The organism is Peptococcaceae bacterium 1198_IL3148, assembly GCA_036763105.1.
Classification (GTDB): domain Bacteria; phylum Bacillota; class Desulfotomaculia; order Desulfotomaculales; family Desulfohalotomaculaceae; genus JBAIYS01.
Map to the genome: position 1 here is coordinate 114773 of JBAIYS010000004.1, position 17710 is coordinate 132482.

11 protein-coding genes and 1 riboswitch are annotated in these 17710 nt (G+C 42.5%); of the genes, 9 read left to right on the forward strand and 2 right to left on the reverse strand.

The features are described from left to right. Positions 1-10 precede the first annotated feature (10 nt). Positions 11-1006 (forward strand): copper amine oxidase N-terminal domain-containing protein, encoded by a 996-nt coding sequence (locus V6C27_05795; protein ID MEG6615941.1) that lies wholly within the window; start codon positions 11-13, stop codon positions 1004-1006. Between the two features lie 65 nt (positions 1007-1071). Here the strand turns inward: V6C27_05795 and V6C27_05800 are convergent, their stop codons facing one another. Continuing rightward, positions 1072-2658: an ABC-F family ATP-binding cassette domain-containing protein gene (locus tag V6C27_05800; protein ID MEG6615942.1), complete on the reverse strand. Its 1587-nt coding sequence runs from the start codon at positions 2656-2658 to the stop codon at positions 1072-1074. 163 nt (positions 2659-2821) lie between these two features. Continuing rightward, a riboswitch (purine riboswitch) is annotated at positions 2822-2923 on the forward strand. Between the two features lie 128 nt (positions 2924-3051). Here V6C27_05800 and V6C27_05805 point away from each other — a divergent pair. From V6C27_05805 to V6C27_05825, 5 genes are all read left to right on the forward strand, one after another. Continuing rightward, positions 3052-3849: an FAD binding domain-containing protein gene (locus tag V6C27_05805; GenBank protein MEG6615943.1), complete on the forward strand. Its 798-nt coding sequence runs from the start codon at positions 3052-3054 to the stop codon at positions 3847-3849. Then, positions 3840-4289 (forward strand): (2Fe-2S)-binding protein, encoded by a 450-nt coding sequence (locus tag V6C27_05810; protein MEG6615944.1) that lies wholly within the window; start codon positions 3840-3842, stop codon positions 4287-4289. The genes V6C27_05805 and V6C27_05810 overlap by 10 nt, the downstream gene beginning before the upstream one ends. Continuing rightward, the gene (locus tag V6C27_05815; protein ID MEG6615945.1) at positions 4290-6566 is read left to right on the forward strand and encodes a molybdopterin cofactor-binding domain-containing protein; all 2277 of its coding nucleotides are present in this window, start codon (positions 4290-4292) and stop codon (positions 6564-6566) included. Between the two features lie 46 nt (positions 6567-6612). Next, on the forward strand, positions 6613-7959 hold the full coding sequence (yqeC, locus tag V6C27_05820; GenBank protein MEG6615946.1) for a selenium cofactor biosynthesis protein YqeC: 1347 nt from the start codon (positions 6613-6615) through the stop codon (positions 7957-7959). Positions 7960-8124: 165 nt separating this feature from the next. Next, complete coding sequence (locus V6C27_05825) at positions 8125-9855, forward strand: hypothetical protein (GenBank protein MEG6615947.1); 1731 nt, start codon at positions 8125-8127, stop codon at positions 9853-9855. A 190-nt stretch (positions 9856-10045) separates the two neighbouring features. Here the strand turns inward: V6C27_05825 and V6C27_05830 are convergent, their stop codons facing one another. Next, positions 10046-10252 carry a hypothetical protein gene (locus V6C27_05830; GenBank protein ID MEG6615948.1) on the reverse strand — a complete coding sequence of 69 codons (207 nt, stop codon included), beginning with the start codon at positions 10250-10252 and terminating at the stop codon, positions 10046-10048. Between the two features lie 166 nt (positions 10253-10418). Between V6C27_05830 and V6C27_05835 the strand changes: the two genes are divergently transcribed. The 3 genes from V6C27_05835 (at position 10419) to gltB (ending at position 17686) form a co-directional block, all read left to right on the forward strand. Next, positions 10419-11771 carry a YjgB family protein gene (locus V6C27_05835; protein MEG6615949.1) on the forward strand — a complete coding sequence of 451 codons (1353 nt, stop codon included), beginning with the start codon at positions 10419-10421 and terminating at the stop codon, positions 11769-11771. 69 nt (positions 11772-11840) lie between these two features. Continuing rightward, positions 11841-12860 (forward strand): acyltransferase family protein, encoded by a 1020-nt coding sequence (locus V6C27_05840; protein ID MEG6615950.1) that lies wholly within the window; start codon positions 11841-11843, stop codon positions 12858-12860. A 236-nt stretch (positions 12861-13096) separates the two neighbouring features. Then, positions 13097-17686: a glutamate synthase large subunit gene (gene gltB / locus V6C27_05845; protein MEG6615951.1), complete on the forward strand. Its 4590-nt coding sequence runs from the start codon at positions 13097-13099 to the stop codon at positions 17684-17686. Positions 17687-17710 lie beyond the last annotated feature (24 nt).

Sequence of the window (17710 nt, forward strand, 5' to 3'; positions counted from 1 at the left end):
AAAGGTTTATGTGGAAGGAGAACAAATCAACTTTGATGCCCAGCCGGTAATAGATGGAGGAAGAACATTGGTTCCTTTTCGCCAAATATTTGAGGCTTTGGGAGCAGAAGTGGATTATGACAGCCACTCAAAGGTTGCTTTAGGCACTAAAGATGATGTGACCATTGAACTGCCAATTAATCAAGCGCTGGCCTATATCAATGATGAAAAATTAGAGTTGGATGTGGCTACCCAGGTGTTAAAAGGCCGCACCATGGTACCCCTGCGGTTCATTGGTGAATCGTTGGGTTATGAAGTGGAAGCAAAACAAACGGCGTCAGGTTTGAAAATTTACATTGGCGAGGATTTGCAAAGTATAGATACAGCCGGCCAAGAGTTAAACAGTTATGTGTTAGATATTATCGATACTTATGAAATTGGTAAATACCCTTATTTGATGAATGGTGATTACAATAATTACAACGGGGTGACCACCAATTTAGTTTATCAGGATAAAATTATTGCCAAAGCTAATCCCCGTGGCGATCTGGCCTCCCACTGTGTGGGTATCACCTTTGAAGTGTTCTTTAAAGCCATGCAGCAGCGAAATGAAGATTTGGGAATATCTGTTGATAACTTTAATGACATGACATGGCAAGAGTTACAGGACTTTATGCTTACTTGGTATGTGGCTAAAGGCGATAAATCTATCAGTAACGTTGCGGTGGCGGTGGAAAAGTATGGCCTGGGTAAACGGATTGGAAATATAGCCGATGCTCAACCCGGAGATTTTGTGGACATCTCCAGGGAAAACAATACCGGCCATACCGTGATATTTATTGATGCCATTAAAAAAGACGGCCAGATCGTTGGTTTTAAGTATTGGTCATCCCAAGAGTCAACCAACGGCATTGCTTATAAAACTGAGTATTTTAATCTTAAGGATCAGAATGGTAACAAATATGGCAATGTGATGGCTGATAAAGTTTACATTGCCCGGGTGTCTGCGGTGGCGGATTACCAATAGGGCATAAATATTAAAAAAGGGTTGTTGCTAAACGTTTTGCAACAACCCTTTTAAATACCAGTTTATTAACTAATATACTCTAGATACTCATCGTAGGTCATCTGCTTATCAATCACTCCAGTGGGAGTAATTTCGATAATGCGGTTGGCAATGGTTTGGATAAACTGATGGTCATGGGAGGTAAACAGTATATTGCTACTGTAATCCCTCAGACCGTTGTTTAAAGCGGTGATAGATTCCAAATCTAAGTGGTTGGTGGGTTGGTCTAGAATTAACAGGTTGGCGTTGCTGAGCATCATCCGCGAAAGCATGCATCTAACCCGTTCACCACCAGACAATACATTCACCTGCTTCAGGGCCTCTTCCCCCGAGAATAGCATTCTGCCCAAGAACCCACGCAAATAACTTTCCGTTTGATCTGTTGAGAATTGACGCAACCAGTCTACCAAACTGCAATTTTGATCATTAAAATAGTGAGAGTTATCTTTGGGGAAATAAGCTTTGGTAATGGTGACACCCCATTTATAATGACCACCATCGGGCTCCATTTCTCCCATTAAAATTTTAAACAGCGTGGTGTTGACAATTTCATCAGCCCCCACAAAGGCAATTTTATCTCCCTTGTTAACGGTGAAGCTGACATTGTCCAGGATTTTTTCGCCGTCGATGGTTTTGGTCAGACCCTCAACGGTGAGAATTTCATTACCCACTTCCCGCTCCGGTTTAAACCCGACGTAAGGGTATTTCCGGTTGGATGGCTGAATGTCATCCAAGGTAATCTTTTCTAACATTCTTTTGCGGGAGGTGGCCTGTTTAGATTTAGAGGCATTGGCACTAAATCGCGCAATGAACTCTTGCAATTGTTTAATTTGCTCTTCTTTTTTGCTGTTTTGGTCTTTCATCATTTGTAATGCCAATTGACTGGATTCATACCAGAAATCATAGTTGCCAACAAATAGCTTGATTTTTCCAAAATCCACATCGGCGATGTGGGTACAGACTTTATTTAAAAAGTGCCGGTCGTGGGATACCACAATGACGGTGCCGGCAAAGTTAATAAGAAACTCCTCTAACCAACTAATGGACTTAATGTCCAAGTGGTTGGTGGGCTCATCCAGAATTAAAATGCCGGGTTTACCAAAAAGGGCTTGGGCCAGCAACACTTTGACTTTCTCGGCACCTTGCAGTTCAGCCATCTTTTTGTGGTGCAAATCGGAACCAATGCCCAAACCCCGCAATAAAGCAGCGGCATCGGTTTCGGCATCCCAGCCGTCCAATTCGGCAAACTCACCCTCAAGTTCAGCTGCTCTCATGCCGTCCTCTTCGGTAAGTTCTGTCTTTGAATAGATGGCTTCCTTTTCTTTAATAATTTCAATGAGCCTTGGATTACCCATGATAACTGTTTCCAAGACTTCATTTTCATCATACTGATAATGATCTTGCTTTAAAACAGATATTCTACTGCCTTTGGCTACGCTAATTTCACCGGTGTTTGCTTCGATTTCCCCTGCTAAAATTTTCAAAAAAGTACTTTTGCCGGCCCCATTGGCGCCAATAACACCGTAGCAGTTACCGGGAGTAAATTTTAAATTGACATTTTCAAATAGTTTGCGGTCACCAAACCTTAAACTGACATTTGTTACAGTGATCAATTTTTTAATTACCTTCCTTGTTGTTTTTTGTCGACATTCCGCGCTATTATATCATAATTGAGCTATATTTCCTACCGTCAGAATTGCTTATTAACAAATTGCACTTGGGAACCCACTATATAAATAGTATTGCTTGTTTGAAAAATGTTTGTTAACATAAACTTAAGTAAATATCTGTTTTTCACGTATATCCTTAGGAATATGGCCTAAAAGTCTCTACCGGGTAACCGTAAATTACCCGACTACGTGGGAAGTTTACCATTGGGTGGGTAGTTGAACTTTGTTTAACCCGTTACTATTTTAGGTTGTTTAAAGCCCGGACGGTAAGTTTCGCACATAGGACTGCGGAACCTGCTGTCCGGTTTTTTTTGATTATGATTATGGAGGTTTAAAATGTTTACTATTCAAAACTTAGTACAACCACCAACACTGGCGGAAGCCTACTCGGTGCTAACCAGTAATAAAAAGAGTACCGTTCTGGGTGGCTGTGCCTTTTTAAAACTGGGTTCTAAAAAAATTGATACCGCCATTGATTTGAGTAAATTGAGTTTAAACTACATTAAAGAACTAGATGACTTTATTGAGATTGGTGCCATGACCACCTTTAGGGACATTGAAACCAACCCTCTACTAAATAAGCTTTTTAACGGAGTAGTACCCCAGTCAGTTAGCAAAATAATTGGGGTACAATTTAGGCAAGTGGTGACAGTGGGGGCCAGTGTATATTCCAAGTATGGATTTTCGGACTTGATTACAGCACTGTTGGCTTTGGATACCGAAGTGGAGTTATACCAGGCTGGCAGAATGCCACTACAAACCTTTTTAGATGGCAGTTACCCCAGGGATATATTAACCAAAATATTTATTGCCAAAAACGAACGGCAAGCATGCTACCACGACTTAAGAAATTCGGCCAGCGATTTTCCGATACTAAATGTTGCTGTTTCTCTGTTAGCCGGAGATTGGCGCATTGTAGTGGGTGCCAGACCCACCCGGGCCACCATTGCCTTGGGGGCCTCGGCACAATTGGCAGTTGGTGATTTTACCCCAGAGAAGATTGAACAGGTCGCCAGTTTGGCGGCAACAGAAGTATCTTTTGGTAGCAATATTAGCGGTTCAGCGGAGTACCGCCGGGCCATTTGTCCAGTGTTGGTAAAAAGAGCAATCATGGAGGTGGCACAATGCAAATAACCACAACAATTAATAATAAACCGGTTACTTTAACAGTGACACCGGATGAAATGTTAGCCGATGCCCTAAGGACCCAAGGATATTTAAGTGTCAAAAAAGGTTGCGATACATCCTGCTGTGGGCTTTGTACCGTTTGGCTCGATGGTAAACCAACACTATCTTGCAACGTGTTGGCCTTTCGGGCAGAAGGTAAACAGATTACCACCATTGAAGGGGTGCAGCAACAGGCCACTGAATTTGCCAACGTTTTGGTGGCAGAGGGGGCCGAACAGTGCGGCTTTTGCAGCCCGGGGTTTATTATGACAGTGTTGGCCATGAAAAATGAACTAAAAAATCCCAGCGAACAAGATATCATCCATTATTTAACCGGTAACCTGTGTCGTTGTACAGGCTACATGGGTCAGTTAAGAGCAATTAAAAAATACTTGGGGGTGGCATAGATGAATTTTGTCGGTAAAGGGATACCCAAAATAGATGGCATTACTATCGCCACCGGTAAACCCGTGTATACCGAAGATTTAGCGGCGGCCGATGCACTGGTAGTTAAAATACTGCGCAGTCCCCATGCCTTTGCTAAGATTAAAGCCATTGATGTGTCAGAAGCAGAAAAAATGCCTGGCGTGGAGTGTGTTTTAACTTATCAAGATGTGCCTAACACCAGATTCGCCATGTCCGGACAATCTTACCCCGAGCCGTCCCCCTATGATCGGCTGATTTTAGATCAAATTGTTAGATATGTTGGGGACGAAGTGGCCATTGTGGCTGCGGTGGATGAAAAAACGGCGCTGCGGGCGCTGGAATTAATCAAAGTTGATTATGAAGTTTATGAACCGGTGTTAGATTTTGAGCAGGCCATTGGTCATCAATCGGTAGTACACCCCGAGGATGACTGGTTTTGTAACTTTGATACCGGTCACGATCAAGATAGAAACATTGTCTCCACCGAGAATTTGCAAATTGGCGATGTGGAGGCGGAATTGGCAAACTGTGCGGTGGTGGTGGAAGAAACTTACTACACCCAACCCCAAGCCCATGCCATGATGGAAACCTACCGGACCTTTAGTTACCTTGATTATACCGGCCGGTTGGTGGTGGTTAGTTCCACTCAAATCCCATTCCATGTTAGAAGGCAGTTGTCCAGGGCGTTGGAAATACCAGCCAGCAAAATTAGAGTGATTAAACCCAGAATCGGCGGCGGTTTTGGTGGCAAACAAACCAGTGTCACCGAGATATTTGCTGCCATTGTTACGCTCAAAACCGGTAAGCCGGCAAAAATAGTTTATGATCGCAAAGAAACTTTTTGCTGCAGCACCAGTCGCCATGCCATGAAAATAAAGGTGACAATGGGTGCCGATATAGAGGGATACATCAGGGTGATCGATATTGACGGTCTATCGGATACCGGCGCTTACGGCGACCATGGTTCCACGGTATTTGGTTTGGTGGCGGAAAAAACGCTGCCTTTATATAATAAAACTAAGGCCATTCGTTTTACCGGACACGCTGTTTATACCAACAAAATGCCTGGTGGGGCGCTGCGGGGCTTTGGTGCCACCCAAGGTACCTTTGCGGTGGAATCCACTGTTAATAAACTGGCAGCAGAATTAAACATCGATCCGGCGGAATTTAGATTAAAAAACCTGATCAAGGCCGGAGAAACCTGCCTTTATCATGGTGATGAACAGTTAGGTAGTTCCACTTTGCACCGATGCATTGAAAAGGGTAAAGAAATGATTGGGTGGAATGAGAAATACCCCAGCAAAGAAATCGGCAACGGCCGAGTGCGGGCAGTGGGCATGGCGGTGACGATGCAGGGTTCCGGTATCGCGGGCATCGATACCGCTTCGGCAGAAATCAGGCTGAATGATCGGGGTAGCTATACTTTGTTAATTGGTTCCACTGATATGGGTACCGGCAGCGACACTATCTTAGCCCAGATGGCGGCAGATGTTTTAGAAACCACTGTGGATAACATCATTGTCAATGCTGCAGATACAGATATTTCACCCTTTGACCCCGGTTCCTATGCTTCCAGCACCACCTATGTCACCGGCATGGCGGTGGTTAAAGCGGCAGAGGATTTAACCAAACAAATACTGCAAACCGGTGCCAAAATGTTAGCGGTGCCGGTGGCAGAAGTGGAATTTGACGGTCAGCAAGTTAAAACCTTGGCCGGAGATAAAATAATTAGTTTGGCAAAAATAGCTGAGGTCACTTTGGTGGGCCCGGACCACCGGCAGTTGGTGGGCACCGCCTCCCACGGTAGCCCGGTGTCACCGCCACCATTCATTGCTGGCTTTGCTGAGGTGGAAGTGGATAAACTAACTGGCAAGGTGGACTTAATAGATTATGTGGCGGTGGTGGACTGTGGTACTGTAATTAACCCCAATTTGGCAAGAATACAGGTAGAGGGCGGTATAGTACAGGGAATAGGTTATGCGCTATATGAAGACGCTCGGTTTGATAAGAACGGCGGGGTGCAAACCAATTCCTTTATGACTTACAAAATTCCAAGCCGCAAAGATGTCGGCAATATTAGAGTGGCCTTTGAACAAAGTTATGAACCAACCGGGCCCTTTGGCGCTAAGTCCATCGGAGAAGTGGTGATTAATACTCCGGCGCCGGCCATTGCCCACGCTATATATAATGCCATTGGCTTTAGGGGTACCAAGTTGCCAATCACTCCAGAAAAGGTTTTTATGGGCATCAATAAGTAGGTTTTGGGGGTGCTTTAAAATCGAACAAATATGGCAGCAACTGCTGATGAAGCTACCTTTACCGAGGGTAATAACCTTAATTGGCGGCGGGGGAAAGACCAACCTGATGTATTACCTGATGGCGGCAATAAAATCTTTGCACATATCGGCAGTTGCCACCAGCACCACCAAATTGGCCAATCAAAGGCCGCCGGGTGTTGATGTCGTTGAGATTAACAGTGTGGCAACGGCTTGTCAAGCTGTGGAACGGGCTGGGCTGGCTCAACGGCATTTGACACTGGTAAGGGGGCAAGATAAAAGTAATCCTGAAAAATTAGCGGGCATTCCCGCTGAGTGGATAGATCAGTTGGCGGCAAAGTTCCCAGAGGTGGCCTTTGTGGTGGAAGGGGACGGCTCGGCCGGTCGGTCACTGAAAGGGCACCTGGCCCATGAACCAGTGATCCCCGCCAGCAGTAACTTGGTGATTCCGGTGATCGGTATTGATGTACTGGAGGCAAACTTAGATGCCACTGCAGTACATCGGCCAGAAAGAGTCCGTGAACTGACCGGGGCATCACTGGGGGCGGTGATTGATGAAGAACTAATTGTTAAAATATTGTTCCATCCTGCGGGCTATCTGCGCAATTGCTTGCCGGGACAACAGATGATACCCTTCATCAATAAAGTGGAAACTGCAATAGAAAAGAAACAAGCCCAGATTTTAGCCAACCAAATACTGGCGCAGAAAAAACAGCGGGTACAATCTGTAGTAATCGGTAGTATTAAACAGAACCGGGCGCAGATGATAACCAGAAACGTTTCTGCGGTGATTTTGGCGGCAGGGCAGGCAAGTAGAATGGGACAACCTAAACAACTATTAACCCTAGGCGGTAGACCAATGATTTGGCATGTGGCCAATCAGGTTTGCCAAGGACGGTTTGGGGAAGTGGTGGTGGTTACCGGTGCCTATAATGAAGAGATACGGCAGGCGTTGACAGGGCTGCCAGTGAAATTTGTGCACAACAAAAATTGGGCTGCCGGCCAAGCTACCAGTGTTAAAAAGGCAGTTCAATCACTGAACAGTTCAGCCCAGGCAGTGTTGTTTGCACTGGCTGATCAACCACTGATAGATGTTGAGTTACTCAACAATCTTGTCAGCGCATACCAGGATGCCGGCGCCAGCATAGTGATCCCTCGCTGTCAAGGACGCCGTGGTAACCCGGTATTATTTGATTTAAACATTTGGCGTCAACAATTGTTAAATTTGACTGGTGATCAGGGAGCCAGATCAATTATTCAAGCTAACCCCCAAGCAGTTAAACATCTGGAACTGACCAGTAGACATTATTTTATTGACGTAGATACACCGGATGACTACCAAAAAATGAAGTTAAGATGGCAGAGCGGTGGTTGATATATGCGTAAGAGGAAGTAGACAATAATTAAAAAGTGAATTAAGTAGCAGCCTGAGTTCTATATTTATAAGGACTCAGGTTTTTTAATTTTTGCCTGCATGTTAATTGGGAAATAAGGGAATTAATTATATAAACAAAACTTACTTTAGGAAAGGTGGGGCAACATGAGTGAAGTAATGACACCGACATCCTTTGAAAAAATTCTTGATCTAACCCTTCAAGACTATTACACAAAGGGAAAAATATTTCACATAGAGGATTTTCATAAAGATATTGATAACAGTATTGAGATGGAGTTTTGCGGGGAATACTTGAGATACCCGCTAGGCCCTGCTGCCGGCCCACATACACAATTAACACAAAACTTTATATCAGCTTACCTAGTGGGTTGCAGGTATTTTGAACCTAAGACTGTGCAAGTAATAGATGGAGATAAAATGAAGGAAATGATAGCAAGACCATGTATCGATGTTAAAAATGTCGGCTACAACGTTGAGTGGTCAACAGAATTAACAGTTGAAGAAGCAAGAGATGAATATATAAAAGCCTCGGTATTAATGCAAGTTTTGGGTATTGAACTTGGACTGTCGGATGTTAAGGATTTTATACTTAATATCAGTGTAGGCTATGACCTGGAAGGAATTCAATCTAAAAAGATCTCTAACTTTATAGATGACCTTAAAGATGCCAAGGATACAGCAATATTTAAAGAGTGCCTAGAAGTATTAAAGAAAAATATAAATAGATTCAAGAGATTTAAACTGGAAGACATAGATAAGATTAGCTCTCAAATTTCAAATATAATTACTCTCTCTACAATGCACGGCAGTAAAGCCAGTGAAACCTTAGATATAGCAACTCACTTAATAGCAAATAAAAAGATGAATATGTTATTAAAATGCAACTCAACCTTATTAGGATATGACGCTGTAAGAGAAATTTTAGACAACTTAGGTTACAATGATATTGTACTAAAAAGAGAAGACTTCGAAAACGATTTACAATTCGATATGGCTAAAGAAATAATAGCTAAGTTATTAGAAACAGCCAAGCAAAACAATTTAACCTTCGGAGTTAAGTTGACAAATACCCTGCCTGTAGTTAATCACAGAAAGTTTATGCCGGGCGAAGCCATGTACCTGTCCGGAAAACCACTTTATCCAATTGCCATCAATGTGGCTAAAAATATTGCCAACGAGTTTAAAGACATACCCATGTCTATGTCTGGTGGCATAGATAAAAACAATGTATTAGATGTATTTAAGACCGGCATTGCTCCGATTACGATATCAACATTGTACTTACAACCAAGGGGATATATAAACAACATTTCTGTATTAAATGCAATGAAAAAAGCAGGACAAGCACCCAAGGGATTAAACCTGGAAGCTTTAAATGCCTTAGCTGATAAAGCAAAGGGCGATGTCAACTATAGAAACAAAGGTGATGGAAAAATTAAAGAGGGCAAACTAGAAACCTTTGACTGCCTAAAGAGCTGCGGAATCTGTGTTGACGTATGTCCAAACAGAGCAAATATGAGAGTTCCTGTTGAAGGACTGGCAGCTAATTACCAAATTATCCACATAGAAAACATGTGCAATGAGTGTGGCAACTGCCATGTGTTCTGTCCAAAGAACGGTTACCCATATTTTATAAAAACAACTATTTTTAGAGATCTAGAAGAATACAAGGATTCAAAAAATCCTGGCTTATTAAGAATTGGAGAAAATAAATTCTTAATCAGAGATTATAAAAAAGAATATATCTATCAGGTTGATTCAAAAGAAGATAAGAGCAAAATGGAAATTACTGTTGAAACAATTTTGAGAGATTATCCTTATTATATTGACAACATAGATGTTTTAAGCGAAGAAGAAATGAAAAATTATGTATAAAATATGTTTAAATTCCCAACTGCAGAAAGAAACAAAGTATTGGCTGAGAAATTGGCTAATAATAACGGGTAAAATGTATATATGATTAAACGAGCCACAGTGTTGTTAACATTGTGGCTCAGCTTTTCTGATTTGATTATTAACGGCAAAGTGCTGTTTTACTGATTGCTAAATCATCGGGTACCTTAGATTAATTAGAACATCGAGAAAGGAAAAACAACATTCCAATAATTATAACCGCAGTGATAATTTTGCTAAGGCAGCCTCCCTTGGTTAACCCACCTAAGTCACCTATCATTGAACGGTTTATTGAATCCGCCAAATTAATCATAGAATTTCCTTTATACTCTTCCATTTTGTGCTTATCTTCTTTATTTATTTCATTCCTTTTATCCATAAGTTCCCCTTCCCCTGTTTACTAACTGATTAACAATTACCATACAATGATTATAGCAATTTCTACCAAACGAAAGCCACTGAGTGCATCAATTATTTAAAAATATGCAACGTTTTGGGGCTTAAATTAGTCTTAAAGAATAGAGTGGTTTTTGAGGAGGCATAAAATGTTAAAAAAAGTTATTGTTATGATTTTATGTTTAAGTTTAATTGTCATTGGCTGCACTAATTCAGAAAAAGATGCAAAAGCCGATTCTGGATTGATTGATTTCAAAGCTCTTATTCAAAGCAATGCCAGTGCAGAGGAAGTTGCCGGCTTTATAAACACAACAATTAAGGGCGTTTCTAAAGAAGATGCTTCAGAAATGGTCAATGATTTTGAAAGATTTCAAAAAGATAAGATCGTTGAATTTGAAAAAATAATATTTGAAAATGAAACACAAACTAAATTATTTGAGTGTTTTAAAACTCATGGTGTCATTAATCAAGCAAATATTCCGGATGATGCTGAGCTAAAAGAAATGTTAAGTAAAATAGAAAACAGTGGCTATAAAATAGAAACTGCCGAAGGAATGTTTTTCCCGGTTATTGACTATCAATTTTATAAAAATTTCAGTACCTATGTAACTGATGACATGAAAGAATATATTGAAATAATGGCAGAAGAATCAACTGAAGTGCCGGCAAAGGATGGAGCCTTGGTTATTGGATGGGACCAGTTGTTAAATAGGGCAATCAGTCAAGAACGTTTTTTAACTACTTATACTAATTCTATCAAAATTAACGAAGTTCAGCAATTGCATAACAACTATATTTTGTTTACCTTTTACGGCTTAAATAACACGCCGCTTTTTGACTATCATTCCCAAATTATAAACGCTGATGCCAAAGAAGTATATTTAAATGCGGTGAAGGATATCGGCAGTAGTGAGCATTTAAAGGCTTTAAAAGGATTTGTAGCTGTGCTTAAAGATAATGACTACAAATTAACCGATGAGGTTAACCGGTATCGGGACAAAGTTACAGCATCCCTTACCAAGAACAAGACGGATACAGCACTTTTGGATCAAATTATTGAAACGGCCCATCAAGGACAGATTTTTAACTGTGAATTTCCGGTAGAAACCACTGTGATAGAAGATGTCAAAGCAAAGTGGGGAGAAGCCGATAAAGAAGAATATATTGCAGAGGCTAAAGGCACATATGCCACTTACGATGAGCAAAATGTAGTCTTTGGTTTCAATAAAGGTTCTCAAATTTTTGATGTAAGGAGCTATGATGACAGCATTAAAGAAATCGCCATGTCTCAAGTAAGGGAAGTTTTGGGTTCTCCGGACAATGCCCACTATTATGACACCGAGGATATGCTAGTCTATCAAATTGGAGAGAAATATCAACTGCTATTTATTTTTCCCAAGGCCACTCCAGAAAACCCTGATCCTAAACTAGACCATTACAATGTTTTTTATCCCCATGGTACAGTTAATCTTATGGCTGACGACCCTGGTATAAAATATTAGCGTTTTTTGGCAATATTTTTAAATTGTCAAACAGTTTTTTAGCTGTTATCCTTGTACAGGGTGATAGTGTTGAGCGTAAGAATAGAATGGTTGGATTCTTTAAAGGGTCTAGCCATTATATTAGTAGTTTGGGGACATCTTAATATTCCAATAGAGGCTGAAACTATTATTTACTCATTCCACATGCCGCTGTTTTTCTTTATTTCTGGTTATTTGTTTAAACAGAACAATCGGACATTAAAACAATATGTGCAAAGAAAAGTAAATAGTTTATTGATTCCCTATTTTTTCTTTGCGGTAATGTCGATACCTTTTGGTATTTTATTAGACTTTGTTTATCAAAATGAAATCAATCCGTTGTTAATGTTTATGCACTTTTTCTTTTTAAGTGGCTCGGTGGGGTGGAATGCACCGCTTTGGTTTTTAATTGTTCTGTTTTTAATTGAAGTTATTTACTTTGTGGTAAACAGCTCTAAAATTAACAACGGCCTGTTCATCATTTTATCTTTTGTATTGGGATATGCCTTGGCGTTATCAGGCATGCGCTATCCATTAGGGCTACATTTAATTTCATGGGGATTGGTTTTTTATTACCTGGGAAATGTGGCTAGAGAAAGATTAGTCATTGAAAAAATGGCCACAACAATAGCCAAAACCTTGATATTTCTTATACCGTTGGCGATAATAAATATAGTTTTTGGTTTAATGATGAATGTCAAGGTTAGTATGTATGTCAATCAACTGGGTAATTACCTGTATTTCTACATCGCTGCCATAGCGGGCATATTATTTATGTGTTGCTTGATGAGTAAGTTGCCATCCTTTAAAATATTAAATTTTTTCGGTAACAACACGCTATTAGTATTGGCTACACATTACGGTGCTCTTTACGTTTATAAACTGATTGACCAACCGGTGTTTGGCCATGCTTTTATGGATGATAATTCTTATTTTATATCCATATTACTTACCGTGGTGACATTAATTGTTAGCGTTCCATTAGCTCATTTTGTTAATAAATATTTACCTTTTGTGGTGGGCAAAGGTCACAATAGCAAACTAAAAATGTCGCAAAACGCCGGAGGCTAAATACCAAGCAAAGTAATCATAGGTAGGGTGGTGAAAACTACCCTGCCTTTTAGCATGTATACATAATTCTTATAAAAAAAGAGGACGAATATTTGATTTTTATATTATAATAAGTAATAACTTAATTCGGCACAACGATGTGCCGACCAATGAAGGCGACGAAGCCTACACCAGTTAACAATTTTTTGTTAGCTGGGTGTAGGCTTTTTTGTTTTTACCAAAGGAGGTAGCTAATCATGGCACACAGATTGCCCCCAAAACAAGGTTTGTACCATCCTGCCTTTGAGCATGATGCCTGTGGTATTGGGTTTGTGGCCAACATTAAAGGAAAAAAATCTAACAAAATTTTGCACCAGGCATTAACCACTTTAATCAATCTAGATCACCGTGGTGGTCAAGGGGCAGAGACCAATACTGGTGATGGCGCTGGTATTTTAATGCAAATTCCGGATGGTTTCTTTAGAAAAGAGTGCGCAAAATTAGGCGTAGAATTACCGAGTGCGGGTAAGTACGGAATCGGTATGCTCTTTTTACCCAATGATTGCAGTAGGTTGGAAGATATTCAACAAATGCTGGGTCAGCTGATAGAAGAAGAAGGGCAAACATTATTGGGCTGGCGGGAAGTGCCGGTTGACAACGCCATGCTGGGAGAAACGGCTAAAAAGGCCCAGCCTTTTATTATGCAAGTGTTTATAGGTGCCAGCACAGATATAACCGACAATATGGAATTTGAACGCAAACTTTATGTAATTAGAAAACGGGCTAAAAAAGAAGTGCACCGGCAATTACTTAATTCTGGTGATACCTTTTACTTTGCCAGCTTGTCCTCCCGAACGATAGTTTACAAAGGGATGCTGACCCCGGAACAGATGGATCGTTTTTACCTGGATTTGCAGCATCCCGCTGTAGAAATTGCCCTGGCATTGGTGCATTCGCGATTTAGTACCAATACATTCCCCAGTTGGGAACGGGCCCATCCATACCACTATATCATTCACAATGGTGAGTTTAACACGCTGCGGGGTAATGTCAACTGGATGCGTGCCCGTGAGGCGCTGTGTCATTCCGAAGAGTTTTTTGCCGAGGATATGAAAAAGATTTTGCCGGTCATTGATCAAAATGGTAGCGATTCGGCAATATTTGATAATTGCTTGGAATTTCTTTTTCTAACCGGCCGTTCGCTACCCCATGCAGTGATGATGATGATTCCTGAGCCTTGGCAACATCATGAAAGCATGGCCGCTGATAAAAAAGCCTTTTATCAATATCACAGTTGTTTGATGGAACCCTGGGATGGCCCTGCTGCCATTGCTTTTACAGACGGCAAAATTATTGGAGCCTCTTTGGATAGAAATGGATTGAGGCCTTCTCGTTATTACGTCACTAAGGATGACATGATTGTCCTGGCATCGGAAGTGGGTGTGCTAGATATCGCTCCGGAAAACATAGCCCATAAGGGACGTTTGCAACCAGGAAGAATGCTGCTGGTTGATACCGAAGCGGGACGGATTGTTACCGATGAAGAGCTCAAACAACAAATAGTGTCTGAACATCCTTATCGCCAGTGGTTGGATCGATATCTAATAAACCTGGAAGATTTGCCTACAGCCAGCCCAGTACCGGCATTAGAAAACATTACCCAAAAGCAAAAGGCCTTTGGTTATACCCATGAGGAACTGGTGAAAACGTTAGAACCAATGGCTAAAAACGCCATTGACCCCATCGGGGCGATGGGCAATGATGCCTCTTTGGCGGTGCTGTCTGAACGGCCACAGCTGTTATACAATTATTTTAAGCAACTGTTCGCTCAGGTTACTAATCCACCGATTGATGCCACTAAGGAAGAAATAGTAACGGCCATTGATACCACCCTTGGTGCGGAAAAGAATTTAATCAAACCAGAACCGGATAGTTGTCAGCGCATTCGGATTAAGACCCCAATTTTAAGTAATGAAGAATTGGCCCAATTGCGCGGCGTTGAAGAAGCAGGCTTTAAATCAGTAACCATTCCGATATTGTATCCGGTTAATGAAGGTGCCCCAGGGTTGGAGCGGGCTTTAGCAGATATTTTTGCTGCAGCAGACCGGGCTATAATTGATGGTGCCAACCTGTTGATTTTGTCTGATCGAGACATTAACCAAGAAAATGCTGCTATACCGGCGCTGCTGGCTGTATCCGGTCTCCATCATCACTTGATTAGACAAGGCAGTCGGACTAAGGCCAGTTTGATATTGGAATCAGGGGAGCCCCGGGAGGTACATCATTTTGCTGTCTTGTTGGGCCATGGTGTCAATGCCATTAACCCCTATCTGGCACTGGAAAGCCTAAATGATTTGATTAACCGGGGCTACATTGCTGAACTTAGCTATGAACAAGCGGCGGAAAACTATATTAAAGCTGCCACCAAGGGCGTTGTAAAAGTGATGTCTAAAATGGGTATTTCTACAGTGCAAAGCTACTGCGGTGCCCAGATATTTGAAGCCATCGGTATTGATCAAGGGGTTATTGATCAGTACTTTACCTGGACCCCTTCCCGTGTTGGCGGCATAGACATGGCCATCATAGCCAAAGAAGCAGAAATGCGTCATCAACAGGCCTTCTCGGCTCAAGCGAGAGCTAATGATCCGTTAGATTCCGGATCTACGTATCAATGGCGGCATGACGGAGAACAACATATGTATAATCCGGAAAGTATTTACTATTTACAACAGGCCTGCCGAAATAATGATTACCGATTATTTAAAGAATACTCCCAGCGCATCAACAAAGAAGCGGGTAGCAAATGTACCTTGCGCGGCTTACTGGACTTTAAACCAAGACAGCCGATCCCCATTGATGAGGTGGAAGCGGTGGATTCCATTTGTCGCCGCTTTAAAACCGGGGCCATGTCCTATGGGTCCATCAGTAAAGAAGCCCATGAATGCTTGGCCATTGCCATGAACCGCATTGGCGGTAAGAGCAACACCGGTGAAGGCGGTGAGGACCCCAATCGTTTTACTCCCGATGCTAACGGTGATTCCAGGCGCAGTGCCATCAAACAAGTGGCCTCGGGTCGCTTTGGGGTGACCAGCAACTACCTGGTTAATGCCGACGAAATTCAAATAAAGATGGCCCAAGGGGCTAAACCTGGCGAGGGGGGCCAATTGCCCGGTAAAAAAGTTTACCCCTGGGTGGCAAAGGTGCGGGGCACCACCGCCGGCGTCGGACTGATTTCGCCTCCGCCACACCATGATATTTATTCCATCGAAGATTTGGCGGAGTTAATTCACGATCTGAAGAACGCCAATCCCCGAGCTAGAATTAATGTTAAGTTAGTTTCTGAAATTGGTGTTGGCACCATCGCTGCCGGGGTGGCCAAAGGGCGGGCCGATGCGGTACTGATCAGTGGTTACGATGGCGGCACCGGGGCTTCCCCCCGGACCAGCATTAGTCATGCCGGTCTGCCATGGGAGTTAGGATTGGCTGAAACCCACCAAACCCTAGTGCTGAATAAACTGCGGGATAGAATTGTGGTGGAGACCGACGGTAAGCTGATGACTGGGCGCGATGTGGTCATTGCCACGCTACTTGGTGCCGAAGAATACGGCTTTGCCACCGCACCACTGGTGGCCATCGGCTGTGTAATGATGCGGGTTTGCCACCTAGACACCTGCCCGGTGGGCATTGCCACCCAGAACCCAGAACTGCGCAAGCGGTTCCAGGGTAAACCAGAGTATGTAATTAATCTAATGCATTTTATCGCCCAAGAAATGCGCGAGCTGATGGCTCAATTGGGCTTTCGAAGTGTCAATGAAATGGTTGGCCGTACCGACGTACTGGAAGTAAGTGATGCTGTTAACCATTGGAAGAGAAAAGGCTTGAACTTATCACCAATTCTTTACCAGCCGGAAGTTCCAGAGAATGTAGGCAGATATCACCAGATTGATCAAGATCATCGCTTAGATAATTCTCTTGATAGGTTAAAATTACTAACCCTTTGCCAACCAGCATTGGAGCATGGTGAAGCTGTAGAGGCCCGGTTACCGATTCGCAATATTAATCGGGTAGTTGGTACTATTTTGGGTAGCGAAGTTACCAGACGTTATGGTGCGGAGGGGTTGCCGGCAGATACCATCAAATTAACCTTTGAGGGTACTGCCGGACAGAGCTTTGGTGCTTTTATACCGAACGGCATTACTCTCCGCCTGGAAGGTGATGCTAACGACTATATGGGCAAAGGTCTTTCCGGTGGCAAAATTGTCGTATATCCACCTGCTCAGTCCACTTTTGCGGCGGAAGAAAATATTATAATTGGCAACGTAGCCTTCTATGGGGCTACATCAGGTGAAGCCTATATTCGGGGCATAGCCGGCGAAAGATTTTGTGTTAGAAACAGTGGTGTGCAGGCAGTGGTGGAAGGTGTTGGTGACCACGGTTGTGAGTACATGACTGGTGGTCGGGTGGTGATACTGGGATCCACCGGTCGCAACTTTGCTGCTGGTATGTCCGGTGGCATTGCCTATGTGTTAGATGAAGCCGGCACCTTTGCTGATCTATGCAACCAAGAAATGGTGTTGCTGGAAAGGGTGGTGGCCCCAAAGGAAATAGCTGAATTAAAAAATTTAATTACCAAGCATCAAAAACATACCCAAAGTACTGTGGCCGAAAGGGTACTAACTAATTGGGATAAATTGTTGCCGAAGTTTGTCCGGGTGATACCAAAGGATTATAAACGGATGTTAGCATCTCTGGAACGTGCCCACCAGATGGGTTTAAGCGGTGAAGAAGCCATTATGACAGCATTTAAAGAAAACACAATGGATCAGTTTCGGGTCAGTGGAAATTAACCCCATCCGGTTAGAAGGAGATGA

Excerpts from the sequence above, each read along its gene's own strand:
- V6C27_05810 (MEG6615944.1), top strand. The coding sequence starts at position 3,840 with ATGCAAATAACCACAACAATTAATAATAAACCGGTTACTTTAACAGTG.
- V6C27_05825 (MEG6615947.1), top strand. The coding sequence starts at position 8,125 with ATGAGTGAAGTAATGACACCGACATCCTTTGAAAAAATTCTTGATCTA.
- V6C27_05830 (MEG6615948.1), bottom strand. The coding sequence starts at position 10,252 with ATGGATAAAAGGAATGAAATAAATAAAGAAGATAAGCACAAAATGGAA.
- V6C27_05815 (MEG6615945.1), top strand. The coding sequence starts at position 4,290 with ATGAATTTTGTCGGTAAAGGGATACCCAAAATAGATGGCATTACTATC.
- yqeC (MEG6615946.1), top strand. The coding sequence starts at position 6,613 with ATGAAGCTACCTTTACCGAGGGTAATAACCTTAATTGGCGGCGGGGGA.
- V6C27_05805 (MEG6615943.1), top strand. The coding sequence starts at position 3,052 with ATGTTTACTATTCAAAACTTAGTACAACCACCAACACTGGCGGAAGCC.
- gltB (MEG6615951.1), top strand. The coding sequence starts at position 13,097 with ATGGCACACAGATTGCCCCCAAAACAAGGTTTGTACCATCCTGCCTTT.
- V6C27_05835 (MEG6615949.1), top strand. The coding sequence starts at position 10,419 with ATGTTAAAAAAAGTTATTGTTATGATTTTATGTTTAAGTTTAATTGTC.